The sequence below is a fragment of the Shinella sp. 838 genome (genome assembly GCF_029623935.1).
In the GTDB taxonomy this organism is placed as follows: Bacteria; Pseudomonadota; Alphaproteobacteria; order Rhizobiales; family Rhizobiaceae; genus Shinella.
This window is the reverse complement of sequence record NZ_JARSBQ010000001.1, coordinates 630,383-645,720: the sequence shown is the minus strand read 5'-3', so window position 1 is coordinate 645,720 and position 15,338 is coordinate 630,383. Positions and strand designations below refer to the sequence as shown.

The window sequence follows — 15,338 nt, the reverse complement described above, 5'->3', positions numbered from 1 at the left end:
ACTCTGTTTTTCAATGCCCCCCACCCTCCTCCGTCATCCTTGGCTCGACCCGAGGATGACGGAGAAAGAGGGTGGCGTGATATACGCGAGCAATGGCGGCCAGACCTTGGTCCCGCCTCAGAACAGCCCCTCGATAAAACCTTCCTCGTTGAGGAAGATCTTTTCCGACGACGGCACCTTCGGCAGGCCCGGCATGGTCATGATCTCGCCGGTGATGACGACGACGAAACCGGCACCGGCCGAAAGGCGCACTTCGCGCACCGGCACCGTATGGCCCGAGGGCGCGCCACGCAGGTTCGGGTCGGTCGAGAAGGAATATTGCGTCTTGGCCATGCAGACCGGCAGGTTGCCGTAGCCCTGCTCCTCCCAGATACGCAACTGGTCGCGCACCGACTTGTCCGCGATCACCTCGCCGGCATGGTAGATGTCCTTGGCGATGGTCTCGATCTTCTGGAACAGCGGCATCTCGTCGGGATAGAGCGGCGAGAACTGCGACAATCCGGATTCGGCCAGCTCCACCACCTTGCGCGCAAGGTTCTCGATGCCGGCCGAGCCGAGCGCCCAGTGCCGGCAGAGGATCGCCTCGGCGCCGAGCGTCGCGACATAGTCCTTCACCGCCTGGATTTCCGCATCCGTGTCCGAGATGAAATGGTTGATGGCGACGACGACGGGCACGCCGAATTTCTTGACGTTCTGCACATGACGACCGAGATTCGCGCAGCCCTTTTTCACCGCATCGATGTTTTCCCGGCCAAGATCGTCTTTCTTCACGCCCCCGTTCATCTTCATGGCGCGCACGGTGGCGACGATCACCGCCGCGTCCGGCTTCAGCCCGGCCTTGCGGCACTTGATGTCGAAGAATTTTTCCGCCCCGAGATCGGCGCCGAAACCGGCTTCCGTCACCACATAGTCGGCGAGTTTCAGCGCCGTCGTGGTTGCGACAACCGAATTGCAGCCGTGCGCGATGTTGGCGAAGGGGCCGCCATGCACGAAAGCCGGATTGTTCTCCAGCGTCTGCACGAGGTTCGGCTGCATGGCATCTTTCAGCAGCACCGTCATCGCGCCGTCCGCCTTGATGTCCCGGGCAAAGACCGGCGACTTGTCTCGGCGATAGCCGACGATGATGCTGCCCAGACGTTTTTCGAGATCCTTCAGGTCCGTCGCAAGGCAGAGGATCGCCATGACCTCCGAGGCAACCGTGATGTCGAAACCCGTCTCGCGCGGATAACCGTTGGCAACCCCGCCGAGCGAGGCGACGATGTGGCGCAGCGCCCGGTCGTTCATGTCCATGACACGCCGCCAGGCGATGCGGCGGATGTCGATGTTCTGCTCGTTGCCCCAGTAGATGTGGTTGTCGATGAGCGCGGAAAGCAGGTTGTGTGCCGAGGTGATGGCGTGGAAGTCACCCGTGAAGTGAAGGTTCATGTCCTCCATCGGCACGACCTGCGCGTAACCGCCACCAGCCGCTCCGCCCTTCACGCCGAAGCACGGCCCGAGCGAGGCCTCGCGGATACAGGTGATCGCCTTTTTGCCGATACGGTTGAGGCCGTCGCCAAGGCCGACCGTCGTCGTCGTCTTGCCCTCGCCGGCCGGCGTGGGATTGATCGCGGTGACGAGGATCAGCTTGCCGTTCTTCTTGCCCTTCTGCCCGGCAATGAACTCGGCGCTGATCTTCGCCTTGTCATGGCCATAGGGCAACAGATGCTCGGCGGGAATGCCGAGCTTTTCGCCGATCTCCAGGATCGGCCTCTTCTTTGCGGCGCGGGCTATTTCGATATCGGATTTCACGTCGGCCATGCGGTGTCGCTCCCTTTCGGCACTGCTACCGCAACCGGGCTCCTCCCCCGAAGGCGGTGCTTCCTTCCTTGTCTGGCGCGCCATTTCACCGTGAAGCCCGTGGCGATGCCACACCGGGTTTTGCCGCCCGCTAGACCAGAAGCGACACACGGAGATAAATTTGCGCCTGAAACGAAAGCGGCGCGCGTTATCCGACGCGCGCCACTTTAAAAGCTCTGTCTTATTTATCGCGCCAGCACATCGCGCATTTCGACGAGATTTGAGCGCACGCGCAGAATGTAGAAGCCCATCGTGGCTAGATGCGTCGGCATGATCCACCCGTCTTCGCGGCCGTTCGAAATGATTGCCGGCTGGATGTTCAGCGCGGACCGCAGCTGCTTGATGCTCTCCACCCAGAGCGGCTCGATGCCGCGTGCCTTGATGACGGCGTCGAAATCCGCACCGGCAGCGGCGAGGATGCCGTAGTAACCGTAGAGCTGGCCATAGGCGAACCAGAAACGGTCGTCGGCACGCGTATCGAACCAGCCGCCATTGTGGAACTCCGACCGCTCGCGAATGATGGCCGAAGTCGAGCCGATATCGTTGGCGATGCGGTCGAGGAATTCGATCAGGTTGTCCGAGCGGCCGTCGAAGATCGCGTCACAGGCTTCGAGCGAGGCGTTGAACTTGCGCAGGTCCGCCATGGCCGTGCGATAGTAGTTCGGCGTCGGGGTCTTCGGCAGCAGCGAATCCGAGCCGAAATACCAGGTTTCCTCATCGAACTGGATATTGCCGCGGGCGCGCTGGAGATCGGCATTGATGCCCGAAGTGCCGCGCACGCGGCCAAGCGAATCGACGAGCTCCACCGCCGTGCGGCGGACCGCCTGGTTGATGCCGCGCTGGAACGAGGCCTTGTTGTCGAACCAGGGCGTCTTGTCCCAGTCGAGGCCGAAGAGCCCAAGCTTGTAGAGCAGCATGGAGGAGATCCAGGCATTCTGGTCGACATTGTAGTCGATGAGATCGGCCGTGACGTCGACGATCGCCGAGCGCACGCAGGTCTTCGGCTCCGGCTCGGCAACCTCGCCCGTTGCCGGCGTTGTCGCCTGGGCGCCCGAGGCGGCCGTACCGGCATCCTGTTTGCGCTGGGCAAGGTTGTAGCTGTTGACGTAGTCGGGGTTGAAGCCGCTCCACATCTGGGTCTGCCAGATGAAATAGGCGTAGAAGCCGATGAGCACGAGAAGGCCGATGCCGATCGGCCCCTTGATGATCCAGCCGCGTGCCCGATACCAGTTCGTCACCGTCATGAACGGCCAGAGGATCCAGGCGATCACGAGGCCGATGCCCCGGCCGATGGCCGCGAAGATGCGTTGGAAAAACGCGACGATCGGGTCAAGCATGGGCGTCGTCCTCTTTGATACCGAATAGTTTCCTGCGGAAGGCAGCCTTGTCCTGCAGATAGGTCCGCGTCAACGTCGTCACAACATAGGCGCGGAACTTTTCGCTGTATTGTTCGTAGGCGGCGTAGAATCCCTGCTTGTCGAAGACGAAGCGGGAGACGAAATCGTAGGGAACCATCTGCGAAATCAGGCGGTTGACCAGCCACTGGTCCGGGTGCGCCGGTGCGGCGCGCACCAGCATGAAGCGCCGCTCCGGCGATACCTCGTTGATCTTGATCTCGCCCGTCGACGCGACGGTACGGATCGCCTCCTGCAGGAAGGGGTAGGTCCCGTCGCGCGCCACGAGCTCGGCGTTGCGGTGCATCCAGGTCTGCAGCCAGATGCGGTCGGCCTTTTCGAGATCGGCGGTCGGATCGCCCCGGTTGACGAGGCCGACGACCGTCATCTCCGCGCGATGCTGGAAAAGGCCGGACGGCTCCACCCACGAGGCGCGCGGCAGCTCCAGCCGTTTGGTGGAAGCCAGGAAATCGAAGATGCGCTTGTGATCGTCGAGCGCGATATAGCTCACCTGCCAGGGCCGCGAGCGGCGGAAGCCAGGCACGGAGGGATCGCAGATGACCGTCGTCGTCTTGTCGTCGAGGAAGACATAGACGCCGCCGAAATGGTTCGCCCAATAGGCTTCGTGGCGGAAGACGAGCTGGTCCGGCACCAGCGCGTTCTGGCGGATGTCGCCGGTCTGCTTGGCAAGCTCCACCATGCGATTGAGCATGGTGTCATCCGACCAGGCATTCGGTACGGTCTTCAGCCGATCGACCAGCCCGCGCAGCTCCGCCGCCTTGCCCAGCATGTCCTCGGCGGAGAGCACCTTGAAGCGCACCTCGTTGATCGACAGCAGGTCGTCGATGTCGTTGACGACGGAAACGGAATCCTCGATCTCGCCATAGAGCGCATCGCGGATGGTGATGGCGTTGATCGCCCGCGCATTGGCCGAGAAGAACTCGTGCATCAGGGCGGCGGTGTTGGAAAAGCTCGTATGCACCACCGGCAGGTTCACCTGCTCCGGCGTCATGATGACGAAGCGGCGGTTGACGCGGTTCGGATCGAGGTAGTCCCGATCACCGAGTTCGTCGGCGATTTCAGGCGAAAACCCGGTCATGTCGATGCGGAAGCTGGTCAGAGCGGTGCGCTTGATGCCGAACCCGTCGAGCGCCTTGTTGTAGCGCTCGACGAGATGCGGCTCATCGACCGGCAGCAGCCGGCCATAGATCAATTCGGCTTCGAGGAGGCGTTTCATGGGCGCTCCGCTGCAGGCAGATATGTAAAGTCCGCTGCCGATACGCGCTCGGAAAGACGCCCTTCACACGCTGCCAAAATCGTTTCCAACACAGCCTCGCGCTCTCCTATTACATCAACGTTCCAGAAGCGGGCAACTGACCAGCCATTTATGCGCATGAATTCATTTCGTTTCTGGTCATACTCACTACCGACATGCTGGCTCCCGTCAACCTCGACCACCAGCATTTTCTCCCGGCACGCAAAGTCAGCATAGTATGGCCCGATCGCGAATTGCCGCACAAACTTGAGACCGTTCAGACGACGGCCACGCAAGTCGGACCAAAGCAATGCCTCTGCATCATTGTCGACTTGGCGCAGTCGGCGGGCCTTGACGGTCTTTCGCTCGTTTGCGCCGCGCATTTGCCCCTCACCCTAACCCTCTCCCCACAAGCGGGGAGAGGGAACATATCCCGCAAAAGGCTGTTGATCGGGGGAACCCATTACCGCAAATCCCTTCTCCCCGCTTGCGGGGAGAAGGTGGCCGGCAGGCCGGATGAGGGGCACTCCCGCGATCACCACCGCCCCTCCGCCTTCATCGTCTCGATCTCGTGGATCGCCTTTTCACGCTGGCGTTCGCGGCGGATGATGTCCGAAACGGCAGCGTCGTCGGATTTGTCGGTGTAGCGGAATTCGCTGTCGGCGTAGCGGTTGATCTCCTGGAGCACCATCTCCATGGTGATCGGCCCGCGCAGCTCCTCGATCATCGCCTTCTTCTCGTCGTAGCCCTTGTGCATGAAAGCGCCGGCCGTCGCGAACCAGTCGTCCGGTAGCTCCACGTCCATGGCGCGCATCTTGATGGCATCGGTGATGTTCTTGACGGCGCGGCCGGTAAAACGCGGTTCGGCAATCTTGATGCGGTGCAGATAGGCGCCGATATCGGCGAGCGTCTTGATCGCGCCGTGCTCCTTCTCGTGCATCTCCCAGACGGCAAGCAGGCCGTCTTCCTGCGGTTTGGCATGCTGCCCATAGGAGGTGGAGACCGCACGCTTGATCTCCTGTCCCTCGAAAAGCGTGTGCCCGCCGAGCGGGATCGCATGGTTTTTGCCGACCAGCATGGCGAAGATGTCGATATAGTCGTCCTCGGTCTGCGGCCCGTCGACAAGCCACCGCGCGCCGGCGCGCTGGCGGAGCGCGTCATCGACATTTTCCGGGTAGTTGGAGAACATGCCGAAGGTGCAGTTGCCGCGCACCACGGTCGAGGCGCCGGCAAAGCTCTCCATCAAAACGGCGGTGACTTCGTGCTGGCCGGCGGAGGCGCGGTCGTCGGACCGTTTCGCGGCCACCTGGTCGACATCATCGATCGTGCCGAACCCGATCGCCTTGGGATTAATGACGTTGTTGACGAATTCCTTGCAGTTCTGGCCGGATTTGCCCTGGTAGGACGAGATCTGGTCGACGCCGAAATTCTCGTAGTGGAAGGCATAGCCGGCGGTCTGGCAGTAGCCGTTGACGAGGCCGGCGAGCATCTGGATGAGGATCGTCTTGCCGGTGCCCGGCATGCCGTCGCCAATGAAAGTGAAGAGGAAGCCGCCGAGTTCGACAAAGGGGTTGAGCTGGCGCTCGAAATCATAGGCGACCAGCATCTTGGCAAGCTTCATCGCCTGGTATTTGGCGATGTGGTTGCCGATGATCTCCTCCGGTTTCTTGAAGGTCATCGTGAGCGGCTTGCGCTTCTGTCCGGGCGCAACGTCGAAACCGGAAAGCGTGAAATCGTCCTGCTCGATGCGGATATGGGCGTTCTCGAAGCCGGCAAGGCCGGTGAAGCGCGCGCGACGCCCGATCAGCCCCTCGATGGCAACGCGCGAAAAGGCGCGGGCACGGCTGATGAGCGCCGCATCGTCAGGCGCCCCGGCAAGCGTGCGGTCAAGACCGGCGACCATGCTTTTCAAGGCATCCTGCGGCGTATCGAAGAGATAATCCGGCTCGCCGCCGTCCTCCACCGGCTCCCCCTCGCCCGGCAGCGTCGCGCCGAGATAGGCGGCGAAGGTAAAGGCGGCAATGTAGGCGGAGGCGGAAAGCAGCGCCTTGAACTGGTTGGCCTCGTCGCCCGCCAGCGGCGAAGCGAGATTGCGCGCCTGCAGGCCCTCCAGATTGGTCTGGCGGGAAAACGCATCCGTCACCGCCAGCGCCACCTGCAGCCCACGGCGGGAGCGGAAGAGCACGGCATGCTGCTGCGGCGTCAGCAGCGGATCGGCTGCATGCACGGACTGGATGGTTTTTGCGAGTTCCACCTCACGCGTGCGTCTTGTGCCGGCGGTCGAGACGGTGGAGACGAAACGCCGGCCGGTGCCGGCGAGCGCCGTGCCGCTCTTGCCGTCTTCGCTTTCGAGGATGACGAGCTTTGTGACGAGGCTCTGCGCCGTCACCTGGTGCTTGGTGATATCGTCTTCGTGGATCGTCGTCAGTCCGGCATTGAGGCTCATCGGTCTCAGTCCTTCCGAAAATTCGGCGACGAAGAGCCACCGAGAGATTTTAGGCTCCGCGGAGCCGTTTGCAGCCGGTGTTCAACAAGGCCGACGAGGCGAGAGGAGAGCCTAGCCTTCGCTGATCACCTGGTTGCCCGAGATCACGTGCACCTTGTAAGCGCCGAAAATGCCGGCGGTCTCGCCGGCGGCATAGAGCGCCTGATAGGCATCGTGCGGCACCAGCGCGTGTTTCTCGTAGGCGCTGACACCCATGCGGGCGGCCTCGAGATCGTTGGTCTCGATGTGGAACTCCTCCTGCGCCGGGGTGGAACTCCAGAACCCCTTTTGCGCCGGCCGCTCGGCCTTGGAAAAGACCTCCTGCACCGTCCAGGTCAAAAGCCAGGCATTTTCCGGCTTCCTCACCTTGGAAAGGATCTCGTTGACCCGTTCGTTGTTCTCGGTGATTCCGGCCGAATAGAACGGGCCCAGCACGATGCGGCGCAACTGCTTGGGGTGCAGCGTCGGGAAATCCTTGTCGAGATTGGTGGCGATGGTCGCCGGTGTCAGCGAGTAAGCGCTGTTCTTCAGCGCAAAATCGTCGAAGCGGCTGGCAAGCTCGGGATTGAGCAGGCCGCCGACCGGCAGCGGAATGTCCACGTCCGGATTGAGCTTGCCGTCTTTCGTCACCAGCATGTTGATGACGTTTTCGCCCGAATCCTCGATGGTCGCCATATAGACCATCGGCAATGTCGCCGTGCCGTCGAAAGCGCCCCAGCACACGACATAGTAGGGTCGCATGGTCTTTGGATTGACCGCCACGCGGATCGTTTCCGGCAGCACGAAGGGCGAGAAGATGTCGCCCTTGCCGATCTGCTCCAGATAGAGCCGTTCGGCCATGCGTGCCTGGAGGTCGCTCGGAAAGGCCTTCTGGCGCAGGATGAAATCCGCCATCTCGCCGCGCAGCTGGTCGGCGTTCGGGATCGCAGCAAGCCGTTTTTCCGCGCTCTGCCGGTCGTTTTCCAGCTCCAGCACATTCTGAAACACCGGAAAGCCGCTCTCGGCGCGCGACACGCGGAACTGCTGGACGAAGCCGATGCGGTTTTCCCAGCAGGCGAAGGAGGCCTTCAGCCTGGCAAGATAGGGCACGACGATCTCGCCCACCACGGAGTTGCGGTAGAGTGGCGAGTTGCGGTCGGCAAGGAAGATTTCCAGCCCGCCAAGGGCGGCGCGGATGGTGGAGAAATATTGCGCGACGGCGCTGTCGGCAGAGGCGTTCATGGCGCAGCATCCTCGCGGGCGGTCCGCAGTCGCCCCTCATCCGGCCTGCCGGCCACCTTCGCCCCGTAAACGGGGCGAAGGAGATATGCCGCACGCCTTTCCCCATCCAACAGCCGTTCATGGGGCAAGTCCCCTCTCCCCGCTCGCGGGGAGAGGGTTAGGGTGAGGGGCCATGGCATGCCTGCAACCATCACTGCTTCACGTAATTGGCGGTGTTGTGCTTGTCCATCACGGCCTGGAAGCGCCGCGCGAAAGCATCGTCGGCGAGCTTCTTGCGGCGCTGGATGTCCTGGGTCGACAGCATGTTCTTCTCGTGCATTTCGAGAAGGTCGCCGATATGGCGCTGGGCGGCCGAGCCGATGCCGGCCATGGTCTCTTCCGCTGCGGTATCGACCTGCGAACCGAGCGTGTTGATCTTGTGCGCCACATCCTGCTGGGCGGCCGTCTTCAACGAATCTTCCAGCGCCTTGTAGAGCACGATGCGCTGCTCGGTATCGATGGTCAGCTTGTTGATCAGCGTGTTCTGCGCGGCGATCTGGTTGTTGAGCGAATCGACGAAGGTCTGGAACATCGAGGTGTAGCGCTCCAGCGTCTGGCTTTCAGCGAGCAGCTCCTGCTCCTTCGCCTGCATCATGTTGTATTCGGTCGCAAGCGCAGAACGCTCGCCTTCGAGTTCCGTGCGGCTCTTCTGGTCGGTCGAGGCGGCGATGCGGTTTTCGAGGTCCATCAGCATCGGGTTCAGCTCCTCGATGCGCTTCTGGGTCGCCTCAAGGTTCACCATCGTTCCCTTGCGCCGCTCGATCACCTGCACGAGGCTCGCCTCAGAGGTCTTGTAGCGCTGGTCGAGGATCGACTTCTGCTCCTTGAGGATGCCGACGATCGTGTCGGACTTGGAGAGCAGTTCCTGGAGGTTGCCGGCGAGCGACATGTTGCGGACACGGTCGGTGCGCATGCGCTGCATCTTCTGCTTGGAGAAGATGCCGATGAACTTTTCGTAGCCCGTATAGCTCTTCATGCTCTCGAATTCGGTGCCGAAGATGTTCGTCGCATCCTCCAGCCCGATGATGAGATCGGCGATATTGCCCTCCATCACCTTCTGCTGGTTGATGACATCGGAAATGCGGGCGTTCTCAATGTCGAAATTGACGTCACCGAGCTTGGTATCCGCCTTGGCGAACTGGTCGAGCACGGCACTCGACTGCTCCATCTTGCTGCGCATCTGGTTGACGACGCTGCGGGTCTTCTCGATTTCCGCATCGAAGTTCTGAAGTGTGGCCATGCTTGTCCCCTTGAAACTCTCCACGGCAGACGTCTGCGCCGCCCGATTTATTCCATCGCGGCAACACTATACGAATTCAGGCAGATAGGAACCTGCCCACCGCTTTTACCGAACAACATGTGGGACAGCGCAGACGGCCCGCAAGACCGGTGCCGAAAAATTTCGGTTCGCGCCTAGTAGCCTGCCGGCGCCTTCAGATAGGCGATGAGGTTGGCAATGTCCTCGATCTTCTTGAGGCCTGCGAAGGTCATGCGGGTGCCCGGCACCATCGCCTTGGGCGACAGCAGATATTCGGCGATCAAGGCCTCGTTCCACACCCTGCCGCCCTCGGCGAAGGCTCGCATCCTTGCAGAATATTCATAGTCCGCAACGGAGGCGACCGGCCGCCCGACGATACCGGCGAGCGTTGGCCCGACGCGGTTGACCGGCTCGACGGAATGGCAGGGTGCACATTTCTTGAAGACCATCTTCCCCGCAACCGCATCGCCCTCCGCAGACGCGGGGGCGGCAAGACAGAGGAAGGCGGCCGTCAGGGCAAAAAGATGCTTCATCGTTTATCCCCTCGCCGTCCCTTTCGCCGTCAATCGGCGTTCATGATGTCGTCCCAGTGGCGGCGGCAATAGGAAACGTACTTGTCATTGCCGCCGATTTCCACCTGTGCGCCTTCCCGCGCCACCTTGCCGTCGGCGCCGAGCCGGACGACCATTGTCGCCTTGCGTCCGCAATGGCAGATGGTGCGCACCTCGCGCAACTCGTCGGCGATGGCGAGCAGCGCCTGCGAACCGGGGAAAAGCTTGCCCTGGAAATCGGTGCGCAGACCATAGGCCATGACGGGTATGTGCAGCCGGTCGGCGACGCGGGCAAGCTGCCAGACCTGCTCTTCGGAAAGGAACTGCGCCTCGTCGACGAAGACGCAGGCGATCTCGCCCCCGCCATCGCCGTTCAGGTCCTCGACATGTTTGTAGAGGTCGTCGGCATGGTCGAAGGCGATGGCTTCCGAGGTCAGGCCGATGCGCGAGGAGATCCGCCCCTGGCCGGCGCGGTCGTCGAAGGAGGCGATCAGGATCGCCGTGCGCATGCCGCGTTCGCGGTAGTTGTAGGACGCCTGCAGGAGCAGCGTCGACTTGCCCGCGTTCATCGTCGCGTAACTGAAATAGAGCTTGGCCATGATTTTCTCCGTCCTTGCCTCATGACCCGGCAGGACACGATTTTCCAGTCGAAAAGGCCGGAAAACCACAGAAAACCGCGCGGCCCGCCTTCTGCGACATCCATGTGCAAAATTGCGAACAGGCCCGAAATTTATTGGACCTTTCAGGGGCTTCCAGCTACGCCAAGGTGCTTGAAAGCATGTCGTTTTGATGATTGGCTAAACCACCAGTTATAAGGGGAGCAATAAAATGAAGTCTGCATCACCATTCAAGACCCTTCTTGCCGCAGCGGTCTCCGTCCTCGCGCTTGGCGCCGCCAATGTCTCGGCCGCCGAAGCCGAAAGCTGTGGCAAGGTTCGTTTCTCGGACGTGGGCTGGACGGACGTCACCGCCACGACCGCAACCGCAAGCGTCATCCTGAAGGGTCTCGGCTACGAGACGGAAGTAACGGTCCTTTCCGTTCCCGTCACCTATACCTCGCTCAGCAACAAGGACATCGACGTCTTCCTCGGCAACTGGATGCCGACCCAGGAAGCCGACATCAAGCCGTTCCGCGAGAACGGCACGGTCGAGACCGTGCGCGAGAACCTGGAGGGCGCGAAGTACACGCTCGCGACCAACGCCAAGGGCGCCGAACTCGGCATCAAGGATTTCGCCGACATCGCCAAGCAGAAGGATGCGCTGGGCTCGAAGATCTACGGCATCGAGCCGGGCAATGACGGCAACCGCCTGATCATCGACATGGTCTCGGCCAACAAGTTCGAGCTGACCGGCTTCGAAGTCGTCGAATCCTCCGAACAGGGCATGCTGGCGGAAGTCGCCCGCGCCGAGCAGGAAGGTACACCGGTCGTCTTCCTCGGCTGGGAACCGCACCCGATGAACGCCAACTTCAAGCTGACCTACCTCACCGGCGGCGACGACATCTTCGGCCCGAACTTCGGCGGTGCGACGGTCTACACCAACGTGCGCAAGGGCTACGTCGCCGAATGCCCGAATGTCGGCAAATTCCTGCAGAACCTCAAGTTCTCGCTGGAAATGGAAAACCAGATCATGGGCAAGATCCTGAACGACGGACAGGATCCGGAAACGGCCGCCACCGAGTGGCTGAAGGCCAACCCGGCCGCCATCGAGCCGTGGCTTGCCGGCGTGACGACCAAGGACGGCAGCGGCGAGGCTCTGCCGGCCGCAAAAACGGCACTCGGTCTCTAACGGACCAGAATAGGGCGGGAAGGAAACTTTCCCGCCCTTCTTGCCTCCGGATACTGCAATTCCCGTAAAGGCGCGCGAGCGGTTTTGCGTTGCGGATTGCGCAGGCGTTCCGGCTGCGCATCGTCAACCTCAAGACGAAGGCTTACTGCCGTGGATTGGCTCACCGTCTCAAAAATTCCGATCGGCCCGATCGCCAAGGATGCCGTCAGCTGGCTGACGACGAATGGCAAGGGACTGTTCGACTTCCTGAAAGTCTTCCTGCAAGCCGGCATCGATGCGGTGCTCTTCCTGTTGCAGGGGCCGTTCTCCAGCGCCGGCGGCAAGTTCGGCTATGCGCTGTTCCTCATCGCACTCGTGACAGGTCTCAGCTGGTGGTTCCGCCGTTCGATCGGCGTCGCCGCCTTCACCTTCCTTGGCCTGCTTCTCATCGTGAACCAGGGCTACTGGAAGGAGACGACGGAGACGCTGGCGCTCGTTCTGGCGGCAACCGGCGTCAGCATGGTGGTCGGCGTGCCGCTCGGCATCGCGGCGGCGCGGCGGCCGTGGTTCTATTCGATCCTCCGGCCGATCCTCGACCTCATGCAGACGATCCCGACCTTCGTCTACCTCATCCCGGCGCTGATCCTCTTCGGCCTCGGCATGGTGCCGGGCCTCATCGCCACCGTGATCTTCGCGATCCCGGCGCCGATCCGCCTCACCCGCCTCGGCATCATCTCGACGCCGCCCTCACTGGTGGAGGCCGCCCAGGCCTTCGGCGCAACGCCGGGCCAGGTGCTGCGCAAGGTGGAGCTGCCTTATGCCACGCCGCAGATCATGGCCGGTCTTACCCAGACCATCATGCTGTCGCTGTCGATGGTGGTCATCGCCGCGCTCGTCGGCGCCAAGGGGCTCGGCGTTCCCGTGGTGCGCGCACTCAACACCGTGAACATCTCCATGGGCTTCGAGGCGGGCCTGTGCATCGTGATCCTTGCGATCATCCTCGACCGTCTCTTCCGCGCCGCCGATGATGGAGACGCCAAATGACCGATTCCGTCGTCTTCAAGAACGTTTCCATCATCTTCGGCGACAGCCCGCAGAAGGCGCTCGCCATGGTCGATGCGGGCAAGACCCGCGACGAGATCGGCGCGGAGACCGGCCTGGTGCTCGGCGTAGCGGATGCCACGCTTTCGATCACCGAGGGCGAGATCCTGGTGCTGATGGGCCTTTCCGGCTCCGGCAAGTCGACGCTGCTGCGCGCCGTCAACGGGCTTGCGCCCGTGGTGCGCGGCGATGTGCAGGTGAAGGCCGGGAATGGCGCGGTGAACCCCTACACCGCAACCCCGAAGGCGCTGCGCGATTTCCGCATGCACACCGTCTCGATGGTGTTCCAGCAGTTCGCGCTCTTGCCCTGGCGCACGGTCGCGGACAATGTCGGCTTCGGCCTCGAGCTTGCCGGCGTGCCGGATCGGGAGCGCAAGGCACGCGTCGCCGAGCAGCTTGAACTCGTCAACCTCGCCAAATGGGCGGGCCGCAAGGTCAACGAGCTGTCGGGCGGCATGCAGCAGCGCGTCGGACTGGCCCGCGCCTTCGCCACCGGCGCGCCGATCCTGCTCATGGACGAGCCCTTCTCCGCACTCGACCCGCTGATCCGCACGCGCCTTCAGGACGAATTGCTGGAGTTCCAGCGCCGGCTGAAGAAAACCATCCTCTTCGTCAGCCACGACCTCGACGAGGCCTTCCGCATCGGCAACCGCATTGCCATCATGGAAGGCGGGCGCATCATCCAGTGCGGCACACCGCAGGACATCGTCAAGAACCCGGCGAACCAGTATGTCGCGGACTTCGTGCAGAACATGAACCCGATCAACATGCTGACGGCCGGCGACGTGATGCAGCAGGGCGCCTCCAGCGATGCCGGCGTGACGGCAACCGCCACGCCGCAGACCCCGCTTGTCGATATCCTCGATGCCATGGCCCGCACGCCCGGCAATGTCGGCGTCGTCGACAACGGCACGGTCGTCGGCACGATCAACGCGCAGGACATCGTGAACGGATTGACGCGGCACCGCCGGCGCGGCTGACAGGCCTTCGTGAAAGGATTAGATAGAGCAGCGCCCCCCGCGGGCGCTGCTTTTTTCTTGGAAGGACGGGAGCGAGATCATGACCGAGAAGGACAAGCCGAGCGTTCTGCGCGAGACGGACGACGACGCCCGCCGCCTTGCCCGCACGCTCCTGCGCTCCGCCCGCAGTTGCGCACTCGCCGTGAACGAGCCGGAAAGCGGCGCGCCCTTCGCCAGCCGCACGCTCACAGGCACCGACACCGACGGCACACCCGTCATCCTCGTCTCGGCCCTTTCCGTCCACACCCAGGCGCTCCGACGCGACCCCCGCGCCTCGCTCCTGGCGGGCGAGCCCGGCAAGGGCGATCCCCTCGCCCATCCCCGTCTGACGGTTCTCTGCATGGCGGAGGAGGTCGCCCGAGACAGCGCCGCCCATGCGGCGCTGCGCGAACGCTTCATCCGTCGCCATCCCAAGGCGAAACTCTATGTCGATTTCCCCGATTTCGCCTTCTTCCGCCTCGTGCCGCTGCGCGCCCATCTCAACGGCGGCTTCGGCAAGGCCTTCGTGCTGACGGCGGACGACCTTCTGATTCGCTCTCCCGCCCGCGGCGCGCTTGCAGATATGGAGACCGGCGCCGTGGAACACATGAACAGCGACCATGCCGAAGCGGCCGGCATCTACGCCCGCCATTTCTGCGGTGAAAAGGACGGCGACTGGGTCATTGTGGGGCTCGACGCCGCCGGGATCGACCTTGCGAGCGGCGACAAACTGAAGCGCCTGGAATTCTCACGGGAACTTGATCACGCGACGGAACTTCGCAGCGAGCTTGCGCGTTTGCTTCACGAAGCAAGGGCAGCGGGCTGAACTGCCTGTATTTGCGTGAAATTCGCTTGGCGCACCGTGTTCCGGCCGGAAAAGCGTCTATCGCTATGCGTGCAGGATACCCCCATTTCTGGCTCTTGCTGAGGGGTATTTTGTTTATATGCTAACAAGCGGATTCAAATAAAATCACATAATTTGAAGCGGAAACGCCCAAAGGAGTTTCAGATGGACAAGATTTCAGACGCAGAACATGCGCAGGCCGAGGTTGCATCCGACTTTCTGTCTGCCATGGCAAACCCGAAACGCCTGCTCATCCTGAAGGTCCTGGTCGAGGGCGAAATCGCCGTGGGTACCCTCGCAAACCAGGTCGGCCTCAGCCAGTCGGCGCTGTCGCAGCATCTGTCGAAGCTGCGCGCACAGAACCTCGTGACGACCCGTCGCGATGCCCAGACGATCTACTATTCGAGCAAGTCGGACGCCGTTCTCACGATTCTCGACGCGCTTGACCGCATCTACAGGGTCAATGGCAACGGCGTGACGGAAAAGAAGCTCCGCATCGCCTGACGGACCCAGACGGACCCCGCTTGCAACGCCCCGGCCGAAAGCCGGGGCGTTTTGCTTGGAATCACCCGCTTGACGCCCGGAAGCG

At 62.4% G+C, this 15,338-nt stretch carries 14 protein-coding genes; 5 read left to right on the top strand and 9 right to left on the bottom strand.

All coding sequences use genetic code 11. The features are described from left to right. Window positions 1-117: 117 nt before the first annotated feature. The 9 genes from P9A16_RS03050 to P9A16_RS03010 all read right to left on the bottom strand — a co-directional run bounded on the left by P9A16_RS03050 (window position 118) and on the right by P9A16_RS03010 (window position 10,638). Complete coding sequence (locus tag P9A16_RS03050; RefSeq protein WP_023514037.1) at window positions 118-1,797, bottom strand: formate--tetrahydrofolate ligase; 1,680 nt, start codon at window positions 1,795-1,797, stop codon at window positions 118-120. Between the two features lie 224 nt (window positions 1,798-2,021). Further along, window positions 2,022-3,173: a DUF2333 family protein gene (locus tag P9A16_RS03045; protein WP_023514036.1), complete on the bottom strand. Its 1,152-nt coding sequence runs from the start codon at window positions 3,171-3,173 to the stop codon at window positions 2,022-2,024. Beyond that, on the bottom strand, window positions 3,166-4,467 hold the full coding sequence (locus P9A16_RS03040) for a DUF6638 family protein (RefSeq protein WP_024270163.1): 1,302 nt from the start codon (window positions 4,465-4,467) through the stop codon (window positions 3,166-3,168). Before P9A16_RS03040 ends, P9A16_RS03045 begins: the two co-directional genes overlap by 8 nt. Next, a complete protein-coding gene (locus tag P9A16_RS03035) occupies window positions 4,464-4,868 on the bottom strand; it encodes an endonuclease domain-containing protein (RefSeq protein WP_023516032.1) in 405 nt (134 codons plus the stop codon). Before P9A16_RS03035 ends, P9A16_RS03040 begins: the two co-directional genes overlap by 4 nt. Window positions 4,869-5,020: 152 nt before the next feature. Next, complete coding sequence (locus P9A16_RS03030) at window positions 5,021-6,931, bottom strand: AAA family ATPase (RefSeq protein WP_023516033.1); 1,911 nt, start codon at window positions 6,929-6,931, stop codon at window positions 5,021-5,023. Between the two features lie 111 nt (window positions 6,932-7,042). Further along, window positions 7,043-8,191 (bottom strand): hypothetical protein, encoded by a 1,149-nt coding sequence (locus tag P9A16_RS03025; protein ID WP_023516034.1) that lies wholly within the window; start codon window positions 8,189-8,191, stop codon window positions 7,043-7,045. Between the two features lie 190 nt (window positions 8,192-8,381). Then, window positions 8,382-9,470 carry a hypothetical protein gene (locus P9A16_RS03020; protein ID WP_024270164.1) on the bottom strand — a complete coding sequence of 363 codons (1,089 nt, stop codon included), beginning with the start codon at window positions 9,468-9,470 and terminating at the stop codon, window positions 8,382-8,384. A 173-nt stretch (window positions 9,471-9,643) separates the two neighbouring features. Beyond that, window positions 9,644-10,021 carry a c-type cytochrome gene (locus tag P9A16_RS03015; RefSeq protein WP_023515620.1) on the bottom strand — a complete coding sequence of 126 codons (378 nt, stop codon included), beginning with the start codon at window positions 10,019-10,021 and terminating at the stop codon, window positions 9,644-9,646. Between the two features lie 29 nt (window positions 10,022-10,050). Beyond that, window positions 10,051-10,638 (bottom strand): thymidine kinase, encoded by a 588-nt coding sequence (locus P9A16_RS03010; protein ID WP_023515621.1) that lies wholly within the window; start codon window positions 10,636-10,638, stop codon window positions 10,051-10,053. 229 nt (window positions 10,639-10,867) lie between these two features. Here P9A16_RS03010 and P9A16_RS03005 point away from each other — a divergent pair, with 229 nt between their 5' ends. The 5 genes from P9A16_RS03005 (at window position 10,868) to P9A16_RS02985 (ending at window position 15,253) form a co-directional block, all read left to right on the top strand. Next, window positions 10,868-11,827 (top strand): choline ABC transporter substrate-binding protein, encoded by a 960-nt coding sequence (locus tag P9A16_RS03005; protein ID WP_023515622.1) that lies wholly within the window; start codon window positions 10,868-10,870, stop codon window positions 11,825-11,827. Between the two features lie 150 nt (window positions 11,828-11,977). After that, window positions 11,978-12,850, top strand: a complete 873-nt coding sequence (gene choW / locus P9A16_RS03000; RefSeq protein WP_023515623.1) for a choline ABC transporter permease subunit — start codon at window positions 11,978-11,980, stop codon at window positions 12,848-12,850. Next, on the top strand, window positions 12,847-13,887 hold the full coding sequence (gene choV, locus P9A16_RS02995) for a choline ABC transporter ATP-binding protein (RefSeq protein ID WP_023515624.1): 1,041 nt from the start codon (window positions 12,847-12,849) through the stop codon (window positions 13,885-13,887). The genes choW and choV overlap by 4 nt, the downstream gene beginning before the upstream one ends. Before the next feature lie 79 nt (window positions 13,888-13,966). Continuing rightward, window positions 13,967-14,731, top strand: a complete 765-nt coding sequence (locus tag P9A16_RS02990) for a HugZ family pyridoxamine 5'-phosphate oxidase (protein ID WP_023515625.1) — start codon at window positions 13,967-13,969, stop codon at window positions 14,729-14,731. Window positions 14,732-14,914: 183 nt separating this feature from the next. After that, on the top strand, window positions 14,915-15,253 hold the full coding sequence (locus P9A16_RS02985) for an ArsR/SmtB family transcription factor (RefSeq protein ID WP_024270165.1): 339 nt from the start codon (window positions 14,915-14,917) through the stop codon (window positions 15,251-15,253). Window positions 15,254-15,338 lie beyond the last annotated feature (85 nt).

Coding starts and splice junctions, on each gene's coding strand:
- P9A16_RS03050 (WP_023514037.1), bottom strand. CDS start 1,797: ATGGCCGACGTGAAATCCGATATCGAAATAGCCCGCGCCGCAAAGAAG.
- P9A16_RS03045 (WP_023514036.1), bottom strand. CDS start 3,173: ATGCTTGACCCGATCGTCGCGTTTTTCCAACGCATCTTCGCGGCCATC.
- P9A16_RS03040 (WP_024270163.1), bottom strand. CDS start 4,467: ATGAAACGCCTCCTCGAAGCCGAATTGATCTATGGCCGGCTGCTGCCG.
- P9A16_RS03035 (WP_023516032.1), bottom strand. CDS start 4,868: ATGCGCGGCGCAAACGAGCGAAAGACCGTCAAGGCCCGCCGACTGCGC.
- P9A16_RS03030 (WP_023516033.1), bottom strand. CDS start 6,931: ATGAGCCTCAATGCCGGACTGACGACGATCCACGAAGACGATATCACC.
- P9A16_RS03025 (WP_023516034.1), bottom strand. CDS start 8,191: ATGAACGCCTCTGCCGACAGCGCCGTCGCGCAATATTTCTCCACCATC.
- P9A16_RS03020 (WP_024270164.1), bottom strand. CDS start 9,470: ATGGCCACACTTCAGAACTTCGATGCGGAAATCGAGAAGACCCGCAGC.
- P9A16_RS03015 (WP_023515620.1), bottom strand. CDS start 10,021: ATGAAGCATCTTTTTGCCCTGACGGCCGCCTTCCTCTGTCTTGCCGCC.
- P9A16_RS03010 (WP_023515621.1), bottom strand. CDS start 10,638: ATGGCCAAGCTCTATTTCAGTTACGCGACGATGAACGCGGGCAAGTCG.
- P9A16_RS03005 (WP_023515622.1), top strand. CDS start 10,868: ATGAAGTCTGCATCACCATTCAAGACCCTTCTTGCCGCAGCGGTCTCC.
- choV (WP_023515624.1), top strand. CDS start 12,847: ATGACCGATTCCGTCGTCTTCAAGAACGTTTCCATCATCTTCGGCGAC.
- P9A16_RS02990 (WP_023515625.1), top strand. CDS start 13,967: ATGACCGAGAAGGACAAGCCGAGCGTTCTGCGCGAGACGGACGACGAC.
- P9A16_RS02985 (WP_024270165.1), top strand. CDS start 14,915: ATGGACAAGATTTCAGACGCAGAACATGCGCAGGCCGAGGTTGCATCC.